The sequence below is a fragment of the Massilia scottii genome (genome assembly GCF_030846495.1).
Taxonomy (GTDB): Bacteria; Pseudomonadota; Gammaproteobacteria; order Burkholderiales; family Burkholderiaceae_D; genus Telluria_A; species Telluria_A violaceinigra.
Genome location: NZ_JAVCWM010000038.1, coordinates 23907 through 43957, shown reverse-complemented (window position 1 = coordinate 43957; position 20051 = coordinate 23907). Strand labels below are relative to the sequence as shown.

The window sequence follows — 20051 nt, the reverse complement described above, 5'->3', positions numbered from 1 at the left end:
CAAGCAGCAAAATCCAAATAGCAAAACCCGCTGCGGTAAACCGGAGCGGGTCTGCGACTACAGTAAAAACAATGACCCGGTCAGGCTGTTGGCCGTCACCGGATCAGGTTCGACTGGACAGTCTTAGAATAATTTCTTAGGCAGTTGCTGGCTGCGGATGCGCTTGTAATGGCGCTTCACGGCAGCTGCCAGCTTGCGCTTGCGCTCAGCCGTTGGCTTTTCGTAGAACTCGCGTGCGCGCAGTTCGGTCAGCAGACCCGTTTTTTCGATGGTGCGTTTGAAGCGACGCATTGCGACTTCGAACGGCTCGTTTTCTTTAAGGCGAATAGTGGTCATGTAAAAATCAAACCGTTAGATTTAGGGAAGAACGAGATAATAGCACCGATCACCCAGCTTTGGAAGTATTTCGCTTCTACCCATCCGTTTTTGCTGTTTCGCAACAACCCAAGTCCGCCTACACCGCCTGCCCGGCCGCCACGCCGGACGCCCATGCCCACTGAAAATTGTAGCCGCCCAGCCAGCCTGTCACATCGACCGCCTCGCCGATGAAATACAGGCCCGGCACCTTGTTGGCCATCATCGATTGCTGCGACAGCTCGCGCGTATCGATGCCGCCCAGGGTCACCTCGGCCTTGCGGTAGCCTTCCGAGCCGGTCGGCACGATGGCCCAGCGGTTGATGGCGTCGCCCAGCTTGCGCAGTTTTGCGTCAGGCAGGTCGGCCAGGCGTGCATCGGGCGTGAGGCCGGCGATGGCGATCAAGACCTCGGCCAGGCGCACCGGCAGCCACTGCGAGACCACGTTGCCCAGTTGCTTCTTGAGGGTGCTCTTGCCGTCGATCAGCTCCTGCGCCACATCCATCTCCGGCAGCAGGTTGACGATGATCGGCGTGCCCGGCTGCCAGTAGCTGGAAATCTGCAGGATGGCCGGGCCCGACAGGCCGCGGTGGGTGAACAGCAAGTCCTCGCGGAAATGGCCGCGCTTGTTGCCCTTGCCCTTGTTGCTGCCGGTCTCCACCTCGACTTCGAGCGCAATGCCGGCCAGCGGCACGAAAGCTTCCCAGCTGGGGCCGTCGAACGTGAGCGGTACCAGGCCCGGGCGCGGCTCGACCATGTTGAGGTCGAACTGGGCCGCGATGCGGTAGCCGAAATCGGTCGCGCCGATCTTCGGGATCGACAAGCCGCCGGTGGCGATGACGACGCTGTCGGCCAGGATCTCGCCGCTGTCGGTGAGGATGAAGAAGCCCTCGGCGGTTTTGTCGAGCGACTCGACCTTGGACGGCATGCGCCAGGTCACATCGCCGCTGGCGCACTCGGCCTTGAGCATCTGGATGATCTGTTCGGCCGACTCATTGCAAAACAGCTGGCCGCGATGCTTCTCGTGATAGCCGATGCGGTGTTTCTTCACGAGGGCCAGAAAATCCTGAGGCGTATAACGCGACAATGCGCTCTTGCAGAAATGGGGATTGTCCGACAAAAAATTCTGCGGCGCGCTATTGATATTGGTGAAGTTACAACGCCCTCCGCCCGAAATCCTGATCTTTTCCGCAAGCTTCTCCGCATGGTCGATCAACACCACGCGTTTGCCGCGCTGGGCGGCGACGGCCGCGCACATCATCCCGGCCGCGCCTGCGCCGATCACTGCTACATCAAATTGTTTTGCCATGGCGTATGCCGGTTTCCGCTAATCACTAAAACAGTGATTGTAAACCGCGCAGGCCCGCCAAGTGCCTGAACCCGCAGGCAAAAGTTTCCTAACCGGGGTCAGACCTCCGATTAGCAATAAAAGTGTTGCTAGTCGGAGGTCTGACCCCGGTTAGGAAATATTTATGGGGCAAGTTGGAGGTCTGACCCCGGTTAGGAAACGTTAGCTGCTTGGGCCAGTGCCTGGACGTGCTGCACCGCGCTGTCGGCGCAGCGCACCACGTCGCCGATCACGATGATGCTGGGACTGCCCAGCCCGGACACGGCGAGGTCGTCCGCCAGGTCGGCCAGGGTTGTCAGCAGTTGCGTCTGCCCCGCCCCGGTCGCCGAATGAATCACGGCCACCGGCGTCGCACCCGCCTTGCCGCCCGCCAGCAGCGCCGCCTGGATCTGCCGGCAGCGCGCCACGCCCATGTAGATCACCAGGGTCAGCCCGGTCTGCGCCAGCAAGGCCCAGTCCGGCGTGCGGGCGCTGCCGGGCTCGTCGCCACGCTCATGCCCCGTCACGAAGATGGCGCCGGAACTCCAGTCGCGGTGCGTGAGCGGCACGCCGATCGACGACGGCGCCGCCAGCCCGCTGCTGATGCCGTTGATGACCTCGACCGCGATGCCCTCCGCCATCAGGTGCGCGCGCTCTTCGCCGCCACGCCCGAAAATGAAGGGGTCGCCTCCCTTGAGCCGCACCACCTTGCGCCCGGCCCGCGCCTCGGCCACCATCAAGCGTTCGATGAATGCCTGCGGCGTCGAGCGGCAACCGCCGCGCTTGCCAACGGGCACAATGCGCGCCGACGGCGAGGCGTGCTCCAGGATCGCCAGGTTGACCAGGTCGTCCACCAGCAGCACATCGGCCGCCGCAATCGCCTTCACCGCTTTCAAGGTCAGCAGCTCCGGATCGCCAGGACCGGCCCCGACCAGATAAACCTTACCGTTGTTCTCCATGATGCGCACCCGTGTTTGCCTGTATTGACTTTGAAACTAGCAAGCACTGTGCCACTTGTTCGGTAATCGACGCCGGAACAGCCACGCCACCCTCCAGCGCGCGGGTAATCCAGGCCGCCGTGGTGGCTGCGTCACGCTCGGCCGGTCCCTCGGCCACGTAATCCGTTGGTGCATCGCGCTGCACCAGGACGGTGCGCTCTGCGCCGTGGAACCAGTCGATCTGCTGCGCCCGGTTGGCATTGGCCACCGTTTCGCCTTCGGTGCCGCGCATCAGGAAGGCGTCGCCCCGCCCTTCGCGCGCGATGGTGGTGAAGTATTGGCCGAGCATCTCCAGGTATTCGGGATGCGTGTACGAGACCAGCCGCAGCGCCGGCCCCGCGAACGGCTGCAAAATCTTGACCAGGGTATGGGTCGAGTTGCGCACGCCCAGAATGCGGCGCAGCGACAGCAACTGCGCCATCTTCGGCGCCAGCGTCTCGATCGGCATGAAGGCGGGCTTGCCGGCAGCAAACGCGGCCTGCACATCGTTCGCGCAAGCGGCCGGCCCGAACCCCATCTCGGCGAAAATCTCGGCCGTGGTCACCCGCCCCGGATCGCTGCTCACGCCATGCACCAGCACCGGCACGCCTTCACGCGCCAGCAGCAGCGCCAGCAGCGGGGTCAGGTTGGCCAGCTTGCGCGCACCGTTGTAGCTCGGGATGAGCACCGGCGCATACGCCCCCGCCGGCGCGGCCAGCGGCGCGAACGAGGCTTCGCCCGCATCGAGGAAACCGGCGATCTCCTCCACCGACTCGCCCTTGATGCGCATCGCCAGCAAAATGCCGCCCAGCTCCAGGTCGGACACCCTGCCGTCGAGCATCGCTTCATACAGCGCATGCGCGTTTTCGCGCGTCATGCTACGCGCTCCTTTTTTGCCGCGCCCGATTTCTTTTATAAAAGTGGCGGCGAGGAATGGTTCGGTTGTTTTGTTCATGGGTTCCAGCTTAACACTCCGCTACGAAAAAATTATTTGGCATAAAGTGAATCCGGCGACGGTAACGCCGCGTATATCTGCATGCACATCAGTGTGAACCCTATAACGAGGAGAGAAACATGAAACAGATGAGACTACGGGCGACTATCGGCGCGGTCCTGGCGGGAAACCTGCTGGCCTGCGCATTCGTGCCGTCGGCGATCGCATCGAGCCACCGGGAAGCGCCTTTCATTACGCGCAATCCGAAGATCGATGCCACCGACTTCTACATGTTCCGCAGCTACCAGCCGGGCCGCAGCGATTTTACAACGCTGATCGCCAATTATGTCCCGCTGCAGGATGCCTACGGCGGCCCGAATTATTTCATGATGGACCCGGACGCGCTCTACGAAATTCATGTCGATAATAATGGCGACGCCAGGGAAGACCTCACCTTCCAGTTCCGCTTCAAGAATACCAATAAAGACACGCAGCTGACCGTGGGCGGTAAAAAAGTATCGATTCCCCTCGTGATCAACGGCGGCCCGATCGCCGACACCAATGCCGCCGGCGCCAATGTGCGCGAAACCTTCACCGTCACCGTGGTGCGCGGCGACCGCCGCAGCGGCACCCGCGCCATGGTGGTCAACGCCGACAGCGGCCACACCGCCTTCGACAAGCCGTTGGACAACATCGGCACCAAGTCGATCGCCAATTACGACGCCTACGCCGCCAAGCACCTGTACAACGTCACCATCCCCGGCTGCTCGGCCCCGGCCAGACTGTTCGTCGGCCAGCGCAAGGACCCGTTCGTCGTCAACCTCGGCGAAACGTTCGACCTGATTAACATCAAGGCGCCAGCCGTCGAGTTCAGCGCCAACGCCGAAAAAGGCGCGAAGGATGACCTGGCCGACAAGAACGTGACGACCCTGAGCATGGAAGTGCCGACGTCGTGCCTGATCAGCGCCAGCGCGGGCGATCCGGTCATCGGCGGCTGGACCACGGCCAGCCTGCGCCAGGGCCGCCTGATCAACCCGACGCCGAAGTCCGACGCCGACGTCTCGAAAGAAGGCGGCGCCTGGGTCCAGGTCTCGCGTCTGGGCATGCCGCTGGTGAACGAAGTCGTCATCGGCCTGAAGGACAAGGACCGCTTCAACCACAGCAAGCCATCGGCCGACGGCCAGTTCGCCGACTACGTCACCAATCCGACCCTGCCTGCGCTGGTCGAAATCCTGTACGGCAGCGCCGGCGCCAAGGCCCCGACCAACTTCCCGCGGGCCGACCTGGTCGCCATCTTCCTCACCGGGATCAAGGGCGTGAACCAGCCGAAGACCGTCACCGCGTCGGAAATGCTGCGCCTGAACACCTCGATCGCACCGACCGCACCGGGCGCGCAAAAACGCCTCGGCGTGATTGAAGGCGACAACGCCGGTTTCCCGAACGGCCGCCGTCCGGGCGACGACGTGGTCGACGTTGCGCTGCGCGTCGTCATGGGCAAGCTGTGCACCATCAACATCGGCTGCGCACCTGCCGATGCACCGGCTGGCGCACTGCGCTTCACCGATGGCGCCTTCCTGGACGAGACCATGGTCAACGCCAGCTTCCCGTACCTCAAATCGCCGATTCCGGGTTCGCCACAGAAGTAATGGCCGCCGCAATCACATGAACCGGAGAGCACCATGAAAAAACTGAGCCTGATCTGTGCCTTGCTGCTGCTGACGGCGTGCGGCAGCGATACCCACACCTCGTCCCCGCCGGAAGTGCCGACGCCACCGCCGCCGCCGCCAACGGGCCCGGTCGCCGATGCCTTCTACAACTCGGTGAAGACCACCGTGGCGGCCATGCCCGACGATAGCGAAGCGACCACCATCGACGCCATTGCCAGCACCGCGCCGGAAGACACGGAACCGTCGGCGTTGTAAGCGCCCGTTGTCAATCCGGCCGGGAGGCGTGCTTCCCGGCCGGTGTCGTACCCAAAAAATATAAAAGCACTTACCTTCTCACGCACTGAGAACACATCATGCCGAAACGATTCGCTCGCATTGCCGTGCCTGCGCTGCTGCTCTACGCGCTCACTGTACCGGCCATTCACGCAGCACCCTACATTCCCGCCAGCGGCAGCACCGTGGTCGAACGCCTGCCGCGCCGCGCCGACCCTGCCCAGCGCGAGCTGGCGGCACTGCGCGCGCAACTGGCCGCCAGCCCCAGGGATCTGGCGCTGGCCACGCGCACCGCGCAGCGCTACATCACGGTGGCGCGCCAGGAAACCGATCCACGCTACTTCGGCTACGCCCAAGCCGCGCTGGCGCCGTGGTGGGCCATGCCGGCGCCCCCGCCCGAGGTGCGCCTGCTGCGCGCCATCCTGCTGCAAAGTACCCACCACTTCGCCGAAGCGCTGCGCGACCTCGATGCCATCGTCGCCGCCGACCCCAAAAATTCGCAAGCCTGGCTCACGCGCGCCATCGTGCAAACCGTGCGCGGCGACTACGAGGCCGCCACCGCAAGCTGCGCCCGCCTGTCGTCGCTGTCGACCGACCTGGTGACGATCACCTGCGTGGCCAACGTCGGCACCATGACCGGACGCTCGGCCAAGAGCGAAGCCCTGCTCGAGATGACCCTGCGCCGCAACCAGGAAGCCGACGCCGGCATGCAGGTCTGGGTCTTGACCCTGCTCGGCGAAATGGCGCAGCGCCGCGGCGACGCCAAAGCCGCCGAGGAACGCTTCAAGCGCGCGCTGGCGCTCGATGCGCGCGACAGCTACCTGCTCGGCGCCTACGCCGACTTCCTGCTCGATCAGCAGCGCGCGCCCGACGTGATCGCGCTGGTCAAGGACCACACCCGCATCGACGGCCTGCTGCTGCGCCATGCGCTGGCCCTGCGCCAAAACGGCGCGGCCACCGACGCGTTGCGCAATGCCGACGCCGAACTCAAGGCGCGCTTTAACGCCGCCATGCAGCGTGGCGACACCGTTCACCAGCGTGAACAGGCGCGCTACGAACTGCACATCCGCGGCGACGCCAAAACCGCACTGGCGCTGGCGCAGCAAAACTGGGCGGTGCAGAAGGAATCGGCCGACATGATCGTCCTGCTCGAAGCTGCCGCCAAGGCTGGCGACAAGGCCGCCGCCGCACCGGTCATCGACTGGGTGGCAAAACATGCGGTGGAAGACGTGGCCGTGGCGCGCCTGGTCAGGCAAATCAGGGCGGGCGCATGATGGGCCGCTACCTCATTGGCCTGCTGATGTTCGCGCTGGTTCTGGTGGCCGCTCCGGCGCGCGCCCACAAGCCGAGCGACAGCTACCTGACCCTCAAGGTCGCCGGCCAGCAGGTCGACGGCCAGTGGGACATCGCCCTGCGCGACCTCGATTTTGCCCTGAACCTCGACCAGAACGGCGACGGCGACCTGACCTGGGATGAAATCCGCGGCCAGCACGCCGCCATCGCCAACTACGCGCTGGCGCGCCTGGCGCTCACCAGCGGCGACGCGGCCTGCCCCATCGTCGCCGGCGAACAGCTGATCGACCAGCATACCGACGGCGCCTACACGGTGCTGCGCTTTCGCGCCACTTGCGCGACGGGCGGCGCGGCGCTCGGCGTCGGCTACCGCCTGTTCGCCGACCTCGATCCTCAGCACAAGGGGCTGGTCAAGCTGGAGCACGACGGCGTGACCTCGACCGCCATCTTCAGCCCCGAAGCGGCGCGCCAGGATCTGTCGCTCCGCGCGCCCGGCAAGTTCGCCCAGTTCGCCGACTACGTCAGGCACGGCGTGTGGCATATCTGGATCGGCTTCGATCACATCCTGTTCCTGCTCTCGCTGCTGCTGCCGGCGGTGCTCGCGCCAGTCGCGATGAAACAGGACCAGACCCTCAGGGCGGCCTTTATCGATGTACTCAAGGTGGTGACTGCGTTCACGCTGGCGCACTCGCTGACCCTGACCCTGGCCAGCCTGCAGGTGCTGGCGCTGCCGTCGCGCTGGGTGGAATCGGCGATCGCGGCCTCGGTGGTGCTGGCGGCGGTGAACAATATCGTCCCGCTGTTTCGCGGACGGCGCCCGCTCGCTGCGTTCGTGTTCGGGCTGATTCACGGCTTCGGCTTTGCCGGCGTGCTGGCCGACCTGGGCCTGCCGCAAGGTGCGATGGTGTTAAGCCTGGCCGGCTTCAACGTCGGCGTGGAACTCGGGCAGCTGGCCATCGTGGCCGTATTCCTGCCGCTCGCTTACCTGACGCGCCGCACCTGGTTCTACCGCCAGCTGATGACAACCGGCTCGGTCGTCATCGCATTCATCGCTGCCGTATGGCTGTTCGAGCGCGCTTTCGATATGAAAGTGCTGCCCGTGTAAAGAGTAAGTGCGTGGTTTTGGGGACGGAGCCGCATTCCACCGTGCGCCCCGTCCTCCTTTTTTACACCGCGATCAGCTTGCGGTTGGCGGCGCCCGGCAGCGTCTTGAGGACCTTGCCGGCAACGACGGTGTAGCTGGTCGACTTGACCGTGCTGACATAGCGGTACTCGGCGCGCGTTTCGGTCGGCGTCACCGACACCACCATGAAGCCGCGCGACTTCGTTTCCGCATACACCAGCGGCCCGATGATCTGTTTGAGGCCCGCCGCCACCTGCGCCGGATCTTCGTCCTTGAAGATGTCTTCAAAGCCCGGCGACGTCACCGACGACACCCCGAACTCCACCCCGACCGCCTGTCCGTTCATGTCGGCCAGATCGCTGGCCCACGCGTTGTGCGTGTCGCCGGCCAGCACCACCAGGTTCTTGTTCAGCGTCCTGGCCGTCGCCAGCACGGTTTCGCGCGCGGCCTGGTAGCCGTCCCACGCATCGAGGTTGTACGGCACCGATGGCTGGGCCAGGATCTGCTGCTCGGCCGCGCTCAAGGTCGTCGGCGCGCTCTGCGCCTTCGCCAGCAGCGCGACGTAGGCGCTGAAGCCGATCGCGCCCAGCACCAGCGGCGCCGGCAGGTTCATGCGCGCCATCAGCACCTGCTGGCCCAGCATCTGCCAGGTGGCGCTCGATTTGCTCATCTGGCCCTTGAGCCATGTGGCCTGGTCGGCGCCCATCAGCTGGCGCGCCGGATCGCCCACGGCGGCCGCAAAAGCGGCGCCATTGAAGGCGCCGCCGGCGCCGACGTAGCTGGCGTAACCGAGCTGCTTGTCGCGGCCGATGACGCGCGTATCGAGCATGTGCAGCGACAGCAGGTTGCCGAAGTCGAAGGAGCGGTAGATGCGCTCAGGCTTGCTGGCGTCGGGCAGGCGGATCGGCATCCATTCGTTGTAAGCCTGGATCGCCATCTGGCGCCGCGCCAGGAACAGGCCTTCGGTGGCCGGGTCGTGGTTCTCCGCGCCTTCGCGCCAGGTATTGTTGGCCAGTTCATGATCGTCCCACACGGTGATGAAGGGCATGCGCGCGTGGATCGCCTGCAGGTCCTTGTCGGCGCGGTACTGGGCGTAGCGGCGGCGGTAGTCGCTCAGGGTGACGATCTCGTTGGCCGGCACCGACACCCGGCCCATCGCCTCGGCGTCCCTGGCGGCGTAACCGTCCTTGGCGTATTCGTAGATGTAGTCGCCCAGGTGGATGGCGGCGTCGATGTCGTTCAGCTTTGCCGCTTCGGCGTAGACATGGAAGTAGCCGGCCGGGTAGTTGGTGCAGCTGAACACGGCCAGCCTGACCTGCGCCAGGTTGCCTGTGCCGAGGGTCTTGGTGCGGCCGACCGGCGAGACGGCGCCGTACGCGGCGAAGCGGTAGTAATAGGCGCGGTTGGCGGCCAGGCCGGTCGCATCGACCTTGACGGTGTAGTCGCGCGCCGGGCCGGTGGGGGTGGTGCCGGTGGCGGCGATGACGGCGAAGTTGCTGTCCTCGGAGAGCTCCCATCTGACCTCGATGTCGCCGCTGCCGGCGGTGCTGATGCGGGTCCACAGGATGACGCGGTCGCTCATCGGATCGCCGCTGGCGACGCCGTGCGCGAAGCGGACATCGATGTCGCCGCCATCGCTGCCGCCGCAGCCGGCCAGTGCGACGCCGGACGCCGCGACGGTCCCGAGCGAGAGGTTGCGAAGGAACTTGCGGCGTGAATTCGGTTGGGTCATGGCAGCTCGTTGTAGGGGGTTGGGAAGCCGGCAAGCTTAAAGGATCGACATGACTCGCCGATGACAATGTGCCGTAATCGGCGGGCTTTTGATGCAGCCGGTGCAAGAAGGGCCGATTCGGGCTAAACTCCCGTATCCACGCCGTAAAACACGAGAAAAAGCAGCCTTCATGATTACTACTCCAGACATCGAAAATACCAACGTCACGTCGTTCGCGACCATGCCGACCCCGGAAGAGCTGCACAAGCGCCTTCCCCTGACCGACAGCGCGTTTGCCACGGTCATGCAGGGCCGCGCCGCGCTGCGCGACATCATCGACCGCAAGGACAAGCGCCTGTTCGTCGTCGTCGGGCCATGCTCGATCCACGACCCGGTGGCCGGCATCGACTATGCACGCCGCCTCAAGGCGCTGCAGGCCGACGTGGCCGACACCATGCTGCTGGTGATGCGCGTGTATTTCGAAAAGCCGCGCACCACGACCGGCTGGAAGGGCTACATCAACGACCCGCACATGGACGATTCCTTCCGCGTCGACGAAGGCATGGAGAAGGCGCGCCAGTTCCTGCTGGACGTGTGCGAACTGGGCCTACCCACCGCCACCGAGGCGCTCGATCCGATTTCGCCGCAGTACCTGGGCGACCTGATCGCCTGGACCGCGATCGGCGCGCGCACCACCGAATCGCAGACGCACCGCGAAATGTCGTCGGGCTTGTCGACGCCGGTCGGCTTCAAGAATGGTACTGATGGCGATATCAGCATCGCTATCAACGCCATCTTGTCGTCGGCGCATCCGCACTCCTTCCTGGGCATTAACGGCCAGGGCACGGTATCGATCGTGCGCACCAGCGGTAACGCGTACGGGCACGTGGTGCTGCGCGGCGGCGATGGGCGTCCGAATTACGATTCGGTGTCGATCGCGATTGCGGAGCAGGCGCTGGAAAAGGCCAAGCTGCCGGCCAACCTGGTGGTCGATTGCTCGCACGCGAACAGCTACAAGAAGCCGGAACTGCAGCCGCTGGTGATGTCGGACGTGGTGCAGCAGATCCGTCACGGGAACAAGTCGCTGGTCGGTGTGATGATCGAGTCGAACATCGTCGGCGGCAACCAGAAGATTCCAGCGGATTTGTCGCAGTTGAAGTATGGCTGTTCGGTGACCGATGGCTGCATCGATTGGGATGCGTCCGAGAAGATGCTGCGTGCCGCGCACGCGGAGCTGTTGCAGCGTCCTTAAAGCCCACCCACCGTTCCCGCCGAGTGCCGCCTTGGCGCGGGAACGGTGGGGCGGTGCTTTACAATGGCGCATTCCATCTTATCTTGCGCACCTTCCATGATTGTTCTCGGCGTCGAATCCTCCTGCGATGAAACCGGCCTTGCGTTGTACGACACGCAACGCGGCTTGCTCTCCCACGCCCTGCATTCGCAGGTCGCCATGCACGAGGAGTACGGCGGCGTGGTGCCCGAACTGGCCTCGCGCGACCATATCCGGCGCGCCATCCCGCTGCTCGAAGAAACCCTGTCGCGCGCTAACGTCGCCATGGCCGATATCGACGCCATCGCCTACACCCAGGGCCCGGGCCTGGCCGGCGCGCTGCTGGTCGGCTCGTCGATCGCGTGCAGCCTGGGACTTGCGCTCGACAAACCGGTGCTCGGCGTGCACCACCTCGAAGGCCACCTGCTCTCGCCGCTGCTGGCGAGCGATCCGCCGCAGTTCCCGTTCATCGCGCTGCTGGTCTCGGGCGGCCACACGCAGCTGATGCGGGTCGACGGCGTTGGCCAGTACACCCTGCTCGGCGAAACCCTGGATGACGCCGCCGGCGAAGCCTTCGACAAGTCGGCCAAGCTGCTCGGCCTGGGCTACCCCGGCGGCCCGGCGATTTCGCGCCTGGCCGAATTCGGCGATCCGCTGGCCTACAAGCTGCCGCGCCCCATGCTGCACTCGAAGGACTTCAACTTCAGCTTCTCGGGCCTGAAAACGGCGGTGCTGACGGTGGTGAAGAACCACGACGAAAAAATCATCGCCAATATCTGCGAACAGGACAAGGCCAACATCGCGCGCGGCTTCGTCGATGCCATCGTCGATGTCTTGACCGCCAAGTGCGTCAGCGCGCTGCGCCATACGGGCTTGAAGCGCCTGGTGATCGCCGGCGGCGTGGGCGCCAATGCGCAGCTGCGCGCCTCGCTCAACGCGGCTGCCTCCGCAAAAAAATTCCGCGTGTTCTATCCGGAGCTGGAGTTCTGCACCGATAACGGCGCCATGATCGCCTTCGCCGGCGCCATGCGCCTGCAGATCAATCCCGACGCCGCCAAGCGCGACTACAGCTTCAATGTGCGCCCGCGCTGGCCGCTCGACGAGATCAAGGTGGTCTGAAAAAAACGCCGCGCGGTGAACGTTCGGCGCCGATGACGATCCTACCGTGTACCGTATTTTTCCAAAGAATGGCAAACTCGCCCGGTTCTGTTTTTCCGGAGGTGCTGTATGCGTGTTGTTAGTTGGAATATTCACTGGGGTTGCGGCAAGGATGGCAGGATCCGCATCCATGCCATCATCGATGTGTTGCGCAAATTAAATCCCGATGTGATTTGCCTGCAGGAAGTTGCGTCAAATCATGCCGAGCTCGAAGGCAACGCCAACGCCAACCAGTTCCGCCAGCTGGCGGGGGCCTTCGGTGGCTACCAGCCGGTAATTGAACCGACCAGCGAAATCTACCAAAACAACCTGCCGCGCCAGTTCGGCAATATGTTGCTCTCCAAATACCGGATCAACCAGGTGCACCGCTACCTGCTGCCGTGGCCGCCCGATCCGAACAGTCCGGCCGGCATGCCGCGCGGGCTGATCGAGGCCGTCATCGACGCGCCCGGCGGCAAGGTCCGCGTGCTGACCACGCATCTGGAATACTACTCGCCGGTGCAGCGCATGGCGCAGGTGCGGCACATCAAGTATTTGCATTGGGAAGCGTGCGAGCGGGCACGTATCTTCCAACCGGACCCGACCATGGACCCGCCGTACCAGCTCGGATTCCGGCCGGGCTCGGCGATCTATTGCGGCGACTTCAACTTCACGCCCGATTCGCCCGACTACCAGGAACTGATCGCGCCGGACGACAGCATCGCGCTGCCGCTGGTCGACGCGTGGCGCCTGCGCCATCCGGAAATCGCGCGCGCGCCGACCGCCGGCTTGCATGGCTTCAAGTGGCCGGAGCGGGCCGATTGCTTCGACTATTTTTTCCTCACCAGCGATCTGGCCTCGCGCGTGACCGAGGTGGAAGTGCAGTCGGAAACGGCGGCCTCGGATCATCAGCCGATTGTGCTCGATATCGCATGAGTCGGGCTTGGCGGCGGTGACACAGCGCCCTGTGCTGCCGCGGCAATCCACCGCGCCTGTTTGTGAAGGCGCGATTGGCGCCGGGCCACTGGCAAAAATCCGGATATATTTTTCAGATCACTGCAACTTTCAGCTGGGTGAGTTGCCAAATCATCTTATGAAGCGCGATGATTTTTCCCGTCCTCCCCAGCAATCACGCCCGGCTCCGCCTGCGGCTGGCGGCAGCGGCACGGCCGCGCAAAATCAGCTTCCGCCGCGCAACACCTGGCTCGCATTTGCGATCATTCTTCTTGTCAATTATCTCGTGATGAGAGCCTTTCTTCCCGCTGCGGATACGCCTGTCACGATTCCTTACACGGTGTTCAAGCAGGAAGTGGCGAAAGGAAATGTGAATTCGATTTACAGCCGGGGCGAGGTTCTCGAAGGCCGTTTCACAAGCCCTTTCACCTGGCCTCCCCCCGAGCGCAAAAAAGCGGATGGCGGCAATGCGCCCGCCACGCCCCTCTTCACGGAGCCGCCCAAGCCGGCACAGGCATTTCGCACCACCTTGCCGGCGTTCGTCGACCCCGGCCTGGAACAATTTCTGATTAACCACCGTGTCGAAATCAGTGCCGTATCCCTGCAGGCCGGCAGTGCCTGGGCTACCTTGCTCTACGGATTCGGGCCGGCCTTGCTGCTGATCGGCTTTTACTTCTGGCTGTTCCGGCGCACCGGACAGCACGGTGCGGGCCTGGGCGCCTCCATTTTCGGCATCGGCAAGAGCAAGGCCCGCCGCTACGACCAGGAGAGCGCGACGCGCGTGACCTTCAACGACGTGGCCGGGATCGACGAGGCCAGAAATGAGCTGGTCGAAGTGGTCGACTTCCTGAAAGACCCCGGCAAGTACACGCGCCTGGGCGGCGCCGCGCCCAAGGGCGTGTTGCTGGTCGGCTCGCCCGGCACCGGCAAGACGCTGCTGGCCCGGGCGGTGGCGGGCGAAGCGGGCGTGCCGTTTTTCTCGATGAGCGCCGCCGAGTTCGTCGAAATGATCGTCGGCGTCGGCGCGGCGCGCGTGCGCGATCTGTTCAGGCAGGCGCGCGAGCATGCGCCTGCCATCATCTTTATCGACGAACTCGATTCCATCGGCCGCGCACGCGGTGCCATGGCGATTGGCGGCACCAGCGAGCAGGAACAGACGCTGAACCAGATCCTGACCGAAATGGATGGGTTCTCCAGCCGCGAGGGCATCATCGTGCTCGCCGCCACCAACCAGCCCGATGTACTGGACAAGGCGCTGCTGCGCCCCGGACGCTTCGACCGGCGCGTGATCGTCAACCTGCCCGACAAGACCGGGCGCGAGGCGATCCTCAACGTGCATGTACGCAAGGTGCCGCTGGCGAAAGACGTCAGCCTGGCGCACCTGGCGGCCGCCACGCCGGGTCTGTCCGGCGCGGACCTGAAGAACCTGGTCAACGAGGCGGCCCTGCTTGCCGCGCGGCGCGAGCAGTCCGACGTGCGGCAAAAGGATTTCATGGACGCGCTGGAAAAAATCGTGCTCGGTCCCGAGCGCCCGATCCTGTTAAGCGAGGCGGACCGCGAACGGATTGCGTACCACGAGAGCGGCCACGCCATCCTGGGCCTGGTCGTGCCCGGCGCGGACCCGGTGCACCGGGTGACGATCGTGCCGCGCGGGCAAGCCCTGGGGGTGACCTACCAGCGTCCGCAGACGGACCGCTACAACTATCCCGAGGCTTATCTGCGGGCACGCATCGTGGGCATGCTGGGCGGGCGCGTGGCCGAAGAGATTGTGTACGGCACCCGCACCACCGGCGCCGAAAACGATATCGAGCAGGCGACGACGCTGGCGCGCAACATGGTCACGCGCTGGGGCATGAGCGATGAACTCGGCATGGTGCAGCTGGCGCCGCGCCCGAACCCCTTCCTGGGCGGCGCCGCCGGCTTCGCCGGCGAGAAGCCGTTCAGCGACGAAACGGCGCGCCGTATCGACCTCGCGGTACTGCGCATCATCGACGATTGCCACGCCGACGCGCTGCGCCTGCTGCGCCAGCACCGGCCCCAGCTCGACGCGCTGGTGCGCGCGCTGCTGGAAAAAGAAACGCTGGACGAGCACGATATTCTGGCGATCACCGGCCTGCCGCCGGCGCCAGCGCTGGAGGCAAGGCCACTGCCGGCGGCAACCGGCCCGCCGGCCTGAGAGCCTTCCACCCACGGGTGTCACCTCGCAGCAGCCCCGCCCCGCCCACCCCGTCCCGTCAAGCCGCCTGCGGCCTTGACTGGCGGTGGTACAGGAACTCCAGCACGCGCGTGCGGTACTCGATATACAGCGCGTCATGCGCCAGCGCCACCCGCTCGCGCGGGCGCGCCAGCCGCACCTGCACGATGTCGCCGATGGTCGCCGCCGGCCCGTTGGTCATCATCACGATGCGGTCCGACAGCAGCACCGCCTCGTCCACGTCGTGGGTCACCATCACCACGGTCGATCCGGTCTGGGCCACGATGCGCAGCAATTCATCCTGCAGGTGCGCGCGCGTGAGGGCGTCGAGGGCGCCGAAGGGCTCGTCCATCAGCAGCACCTTCGGTTCCATCGACAACGCGCGCGCAATGCCCACGCGCTGCTTCATGCCGCCCGATATCTCGTTGGGGCGCTTGAGCGCCGCCGCGCTCAGGCCCACCAGCGCCAGCGCCGCACTGGTGCGATCGCGCAGTTGGCTGACCGATTCCTTGTTCGAGAACACGCGCTCGACCGCCAGGTACACATTCTCGAAGCAGCTCAGCCACGGCAGCAGCGAGTGGTTCTGGAATACCACCGCGCGCTCGGGCGACGGTCCGGCAATCTCGCGGCCGGCGCAGATCAGGGTGCCGTCGGTCGCCCTGGTCAATCCCGCCAGCAGGTTGAGCAGGGTCGACTTGCCGCAACCCGAGTGGCCGATCAGGGTGACGAATTCGCCCTGCGCCACCGTCAGGCTGACATTGTTCAGTGCGTGAAAGCGCCCCTTGCGGGTCTCGAACACCATTTCGGCGTGCTGCACTTCAATGAATTTCCTGTTCATGTCAGTTCCCCCGCTTCTTCGTAGGTAAATGCCTTGGCCAGGGCCACCAGGGCAAGTTCGAGCGCCAGCCCGACCACGCCGATGACGACGATGGCGATCAGGATGTGCGGCACGTTCAGGTTGTTCCACTCATCCCACACCCAGAAGCCGATGCCGACCCCGCCCGTCAGCATTTCAGCGGCGACGATCACCAGCCACGCGGTGCCGATGGCCAGGCGCACGCCGGTCAGCATGTAGGGCAAGACCGACGGCAGCAAGATCTTGGTGAAGATTTTCCATTCCGACAGTTGCAGCACGCGCGCGACGTTCATGTAGTCCTGCGGCACGCGCTGCACGCCAGCGGCGGTGTTGACGATCATCGGCCAGATCGAGCAGATGAAGATCGACCAGATCGCCGCCGGGTCGGCGGACTTGAACACCAGCAAGCCAATCGGCAGCCAGGCCAGCGGCGAGACAGGTTTGAGCAGGCTGATGATGGGATTGAACATGCCCGCCAGAAAACGGAAGCGCCCGATCATGAAGCCGAGCGGAATGCCGACCGCGGCCGCCAGCCCGAAGCCGAGCGCCACGCGCTTGAGCGAGGCCAGGATATTCCAGCCGATGCCCTGATCATTGGGGCCATTGCGGTAGAAAGGATTGGCGAACATGCGCACCGCTTCGGCGAAGGTCACGGCGGGCGAGGGAAAGCTGGTGTTGTTGACCGATAAAATCTGCCACAGCAGCACCAGCAAGCCCAGTCCCATCAGCGGCGGCAGCAGCGCCAAAACCACGCCGCGCAGGCGCGACTTGCCATCGCTCAGCATCACGCCCTGGCTGGCGAGGCGCTCGCTGCGCGCGCGTTTTTCAGGCACCGGCGCGGCCTGCGGCACAGCGCTCGGGGTAGTCGACATCGATTCCAGCACGGCACTCATCATGGGCTCCCGGTTCAGGCTTTGATCTTGAAGGATTCGGCGTAGGCCTTGGGATTCTTGCCATCCCAAACCGTTCCGTCGAGCATTTTCACCGTGCGCAACGGCGACTTGGGCACGCTCACCTTGGCCATCGCGGCCGCCTCGGTGTAGAGTCCGATCTGGCTGACGCTGGTGGCGGTGGCCAGGTAATCCGGTTCGGTCTTGAGCAAGCCCCAGCGCTTGTGCTGGGTCAGGAACCACATGCCGTCCGACAGGTAGGGATAGTTGACCGAGCCGTCGTTGTAGAACTTCATGTAGTTCGGATCGTCCCAGGTCTTGCCCAGGCCGTTCTGGTAGCGCCCCAGGATGCGCTGGTTGATGACATCGACCGAGGTGTTCACGTACGACTTGTCGGCGATGGTGGCGGCCATTTTGGTCTTGTTGACGAGGCCGGCGTCGATCCACTTGCTCGCTTCCAGTACGGCGGCAATCAGGGCGCGTGCGCTGTTCGGGTATTTTTTGGCCCATTCGAGCGTGGTGCCCAGGGTTTTTTCCGGGTGGTCTTTCCAGATATCCTGGGTGGTGGCGGCGGTGATGCCGACGCCGTCGACGATGGCGCGGTGGTTCCACGGCTCGCCCACGCAAAAGCCATCCATGTTGCCGACCCGCATATTGGCCACCATCTGCGGGGGCGGCACGGTGATGACCTTGGCGTCCTTGAGCGGGTTGATGCCGTAGGTGGCCAGCCAGTAGTACAGCCACATTGCGTGGGTGCCGGTCGGAAAGGTCTGGGCGAAGGAGTATTCGCGCTTGTCAGTCTGCATCAGTTTGGCGAGGGAGGCGCCGTCCACGCCGCCCTTGTCGGCCACTTTTTTGGAGAGGGTGATGGCCTGGCCGTTGTGGTTCAGGTTCATCAGGACCGCCATGTCCTTTTTGGCGCCGCCCACGCCCATCTGGACGCCGTACAGCAGGCCGTAGAGCACATGCGCGGCATCGAGTTCGCCGTTGACCAGCTTGTCGCGCACGCTGGCCCAGGACGATTCCTTGCTCAGGACGATCTTGATGCCGTATTTCTTGTCGAAGCCGAGTACCGAGGCCATCACCACCGAGGCGCAGTCGGTCAGGGGAATGAAGCCGATCTTGATGTCTTCTTTTTCGGGCTTGTCGGAGCCGGCGGCGAAGACACCGCCGCTGGCCAGGCCGGTGAGCGAGACGGCGGCGCCGGCCTTGAGCAGGGTGCGGCGGGTCAGGATGGTGCGGTCGGTCGTCATGGTTCCCTCGTTTGGCAAGCCAGGCGCAGGCGTGCGCCGTTACCAAGGCATCAGCAAACGGCGTGCCAGCGGGCAATGAGAGTGAGGGAGGAAGAACTTAGCGGCGCAAAGCGCCGCGATGGACGGTTTTCGGCACCGTTATTGTGCGGCGCACCAAAAGCGCCCGTCAATCGCGGGATCTGTCGGGTCAGCGTTGGACGGTCACGCCCTTCCAGAATGCCACATGCCCGGCAATCTGCCTGGCCGCATCGAACGGCGCGCGGTAGGTCCACACCGCATCGCGGTTGCTTTCGCCATCGACCAGCAAGCTGAAATAGTTCGCCGTGCCCTTCCACGGGCACTTCGTCTCAGTCGCGCTCGGCTGCAGATATTCCTGCCTGACCGCCGACATCGGGAAATACACATTGTTTTCGACGATCTGCACCTGATCCTGCGGCGCGTCGGCGATCACGGCGCCGTTCCAGCTTGCTGTAGGCATCTCAATGCTCCTGTGACGTGGATTCGGCTGCGATCTGGCGCAGCGCCTGTTCGAACACTTCCGGCGGCTGCCCGCCCGAAATCAAGTGCCGGTCGTTGATGATGATGGCCGGCACCGAACTGATGCCCTGCTGCTGATAAAACCGCTCGCGCTCGCGCACGTCGCCGGCATACGCGCCGCTGGCAAGCACCTCGGCCGCCTGCGCGGCGTCCAGGCCCACTTCGCCCGCCACCCGCGCCAGCACGGCATGGTCGCCCGGACTCTCGCCCTTGGTGAAGTAGGTCTCGAACAGCGCCATTTTCAGTTCGCGCTGGCGCCCCTGCAGCTCGGCCCAGTGCAGCAGGCGGTGCGCGTCGAAGGTGTTGTAGATGCGGCTGCGCGCATCCATGTCGAAGCGAAAGCCCAGATCGGCGCCGCGGGCGCGGATCATGTCGCGTGTCTGCGCGCCCTGCTCCGGCGTGGCGCCGTATTTTTCAGTGAGATGTTCGCCGATGTCCTGGCCTTCGGCAACCATGTTCGGATTGAGCTCGAAGGGCTGGAAGTGCAGTTCGGCGCTCGCCACGCCGTCCAGGCGGCCCAGCGCCTGTTCCAGCGACTTGAGGCCAATCACGCACCAGGGGCAGGAGATATCGGATACAAAATCAATTTTCAGCTTGGTCACCAGGCGCTCCTGTCGGTCGGGCGTTCCATTCTAGCGCCAAGCGGCAGATCGCACCCGCACACCCTATTTTTTGGCGCCGGCCGATTTGCTGCCGATCTTGCTTTCCTTGCCGGCCATCAAGTTGGCGATGTTCTGGTTGTGGCGGTACAGCAGCAGCGAACTCATCGCCACCACGGCGAAAAACAGTTCATCGATGCCGAACGCCAGCCCGTAGTAAATTGGCGCGGCAACGGAAGCCGCCAGTGCCGCCAGCGAGGAGTAGCGCGAGGCGAAGGCGACCACCAGCCAGGTCGCCAGCACCGCCAGGCCCAGCCACACATTGATGCCGATCAGCACGCCCGCCGCGGTCGCCACGCCCTTGCCGCCCACAAAGCGGAAGAACACCGGCCACAGGTGTCCCAGGAACACGGCAATGGCCACCAGCGCGATGCCGGCCGTGCCCACGCCATACTCGCCCGACAGGCGCACCGCCAGCCAGACCGCGAACCAGCCCTTGGCGGCGTCGCCGATCAGGGTGGCGATGGCCGCGCCCTTGTTACCGCTGCGCAGCACGTTGGTCGCGCCCGGGTTCTTGGAACCATAGGTGCGCGGGTCCGACAGGCCGAACACGCGGCTCATCACCACGGCGAACGAAATCGAGCCGATCAGATAGGCGACGATGGTGAAAATTGCTGTATTCATTGTTGTCTCTCTCGTTGG

The 20051-nt window shown here is 64.5% G+C and carries 19 protein-coding genes; 8 read left to right on the top strand and 11 right to left on the bottom strand.

Features of this window, described 5'->3' with window-relative positions; all coding sequences use genetic code 11:
* Positions 1 to 123: 123 nt before the first annotated feature.
* The 4 genes from rpsU to ybiB form a co-directional block, all read right to left on the bottom strand.
* Entirely contained in the window at positions 124 to 336 is a 213-nt protein-coding gene (gene rpsU, locus RBA41_RS31025; protein ID WP_008451879.1) for a 30S ribosomal protein S21, read from the bottom strand.
* 118 nt (positions 337 to 454) lie between these two features.
* Entirely contained in the window at positions 455 to 1663 is a 1209-nt protein-coding gene (locus tag RBA41_RS31020; protein WP_306628207.1) for a BaiN/RdsA family NAD(P)/FAD-dependent oxidoreductase, read from the bottom strand.
* Positions 1664 to 1854: 191 nt separating this feature from the next.
* Positions 1855 to 2640, bottom strand: a complete 786-nt coding sequence (gene cobA, locus RBA41_RS31015; RefSeq protein WP_306628206.1) for a uroporphyrinogen-III C-methyltransferase — start codon at positions 2638 to 2640, stop codon at positions 1855 to 1857.
* Entirely contained in the window at positions 2624 to 3613 is a 990-nt protein-coding gene (ybiB, locus tag RBA41_RS31010; protein WP_306628205.1) for a DNA-binding protein YbiB, read from the bottom strand. The genes cobA and ybiB overlap by 17 nt, the downstream gene beginning before the upstream one ends.
* 119 nt (positions 3614 to 3732) lie before the next feature.
* On the opposite strand from ybiB, the gene RBA41_RS31005 reads away from it, so the two are divergent.
* The 4 genes from RBA41_RS31005 (at position 3733) to RBA41_RS30990 (ending at position 7930) form a co-directional block, all read left to right on the top strand.
* Positions 3733 to 5238 (top strand): DUF4331 domain-containing protein, encoded by a 1506-nt coding sequence (locus RBA41_RS31005; protein WP_306628204.1) that lies wholly within the window; start codon positions 3733 to 3735, stop codon positions 5236 to 5238.
* A gap of 33 nt (positions 5239 to 5271) precedes the next feature.
* Positions 5272 to 5514: a hypothetical protein gene (locus RBA41_RS31000; protein ID WP_306628203.1), complete on the top strand. Its 243-nt coding sequence runs from the start codon at positions 5272 to 5274 to the stop codon at positions 5512 to 5514.
* Positions 5515 to 5612: 98 nt separating this feature from the next.
* A complete protein-coding gene (locus tag RBA41_RS30995; RefSeq protein WP_306628202.1) occupies positions 5613 to 6806 on the top strand; it encodes a tetratricopeptide repeat protein in 1194 nt (397 codons plus the stop codon).
* Positions 6803 to 7930, top strand: a complete 1128-nt coding sequence (locus RBA41_RS30990) for a HupE/UreJ family protein (protein WP_306628201.1) — start codon at positions 6803 to 6805, stop codon at positions 7928 to 7930. Before RBA41_RS30995 ends, RBA41_RS30990 begins: the two co-directional genes overlap by 4 nt.
* A gap of 61 nt (positions 7931 to 7991) precedes the next feature.
* Here the strand turns inward: RBA41_RS30990 and RBA41_RS30985 are convergent, their stop codons facing one another.
* Entirely contained in the window at positions 7992 to 9680 is a 1689-nt protein-coding gene (locus tag RBA41_RS30985) for an alkaline phosphatase D family protein (RefSeq protein WP_306628200.1), read from the bottom strand.
* Positions 9681 to 9852: 172 nt separating this feature from the next.
* Between RBA41_RS30985 and RBA41_RS30980 the strand changes: the two genes are divergently transcribed.
* The 4 genes from RBA41_RS30980 to ftsH all read left to right on the top strand — a co-directional run bounded on the left by RBA41_RS30980 (position 9853) and on the right by ftsH (position 15196).
* A complete protein-coding gene (locus RBA41_RS30980; RefSeq protein WP_306628221.1) occupies positions 9853 to 10911 on the top strand; it encodes a 3-deoxy-7-phosphoheptulonate synthase in 1059 nt (352 codons plus the stop codon).
* A 96-nt stretch (positions 10912 to 11007) separates the two neighbouring features.
* Positions 11008 to 12048 (top strand): tRNA (adenosine(37)-N6)-threonylcarbamoyltransferase complex transferase subunit TsaD, encoded by a 1041-nt coding sequence (tsaD, locus tag RBA41_RS30975; RefSeq protein ID WP_306628199.1) that lies wholly within the window; start codon positions 11008 to 11010, stop codon positions 12046 to 12048.
* A gap of 108 nt (positions 12049 to 12156) precedes the next feature.
* Positions 12157 to 13002 carry an endonuclease/exonuclease/phosphatase family protein gene (locus RBA41_RS30970; protein ID WP_306628198.1) on the top strand — a complete coding sequence of 282 codons (846 nt, stop codon included), beginning with the start codon at positions 12157 to 12159 and terminating at the stop codon, positions 13000 to 13002.
* Between the two features lie 157 nt (positions 13003 to 13159).
* On the top strand, positions 13160 to 15196 hold the full coding sequence (gene ftsH / locus RBA41_RS30965) for an ATP-dependent zinc metalloprotease FtsH (RefSeq protein ID WP_306628197.1): 2037 nt from the start codon (positions 13160 to 13162) through the stop codon (positions 15194 to 15196).
* A gap of 58 nt (positions 15197 to 15254) precedes the next feature.
* Here ftsH and RBA41_RS30960 read toward each other — a convergent pair whose 3' ends face one another.
* The 6 genes from RBA41_RS30960 to plsY all read right to left on the bottom strand — a co-directional run bounded on the left by RBA41_RS30960 (position 15255) and on the right by plsY (position 20033).
* The gene (locus RBA41_RS30960) at positions 15255 to 16052 is read right to left on the bottom strand and encodes an ABC transporter ATP-binding protein (RefSeq protein ID WP_306628196.1); all 798 of its coding nucleotides are present in this window, start codon (positions 16050 to 16052) and stop codon (positions 15255 to 15257) included.
* Positions 16049 to 16855 carry a nitrate ABC transporter permease gene (ntrB, locus tag RBA41_RS30955; RefSeq protein WP_306628220.1) on the bottom strand — a complete coding sequence of 269 codons (807 nt, stop codon included), beginning with the start codon at positions 16853 to 16855 and terminating at the stop codon, positions 16049 to 16051. Before ntrB ends, RBA41_RS30960 begins: the two co-directional genes overlap by 4 nt.
* 122 nt (positions 16856 to 16977) lie before the next feature.
* Positions 16978 to 18213, bottom strand: coding sequence for a CmpA/NrtA family ABC transporter substrate-binding protein (locus RBA41_RS30950; protein ID WP_306628195.1), 1236 nt, complete (start codon positions 18211 to 18213; stop codon positions 16978 to 16980).
* A gap of 187 nt (positions 18214 to 18400) precedes the next feature.
* Complete coding sequence (locus RBA41_RS30945) at positions 18401 to 18691, bottom strand: DUF427 domain-containing protein (RefSeq protein WP_306628194.1); 291 nt, start codon at positions 18689 to 18691, stop codon at positions 18401 to 18403.
* Position 18692: 1 nt separating this feature from the next.
* Complete coding sequence (locus RBA41_RS30940; RefSeq protein WP_306628219.1) at positions 18693 to 19355, bottom strand: DsbA family oxidoreductase; 663 nt, start codon at positions 19353 to 19355, stop codon at positions 18693 to 18695.
* A gap of 60 nt (positions 19356 to 19415) precedes the next feature.
* Positions 19416 to 20033: a glycerol-3-phosphate 1-O-acyltransferase PlsY gene (plsY, locus tag RBA41_RS30935; protein WP_306628193.1), complete on the bottom strand. Its 618-nt coding sequence runs from the start codon at positions 20031 to 20033 to the stop codon at positions 19416 to 19418.
* Between the last annotated feature and the right edge of the window lie 18 nt (positions 20034 to 20051).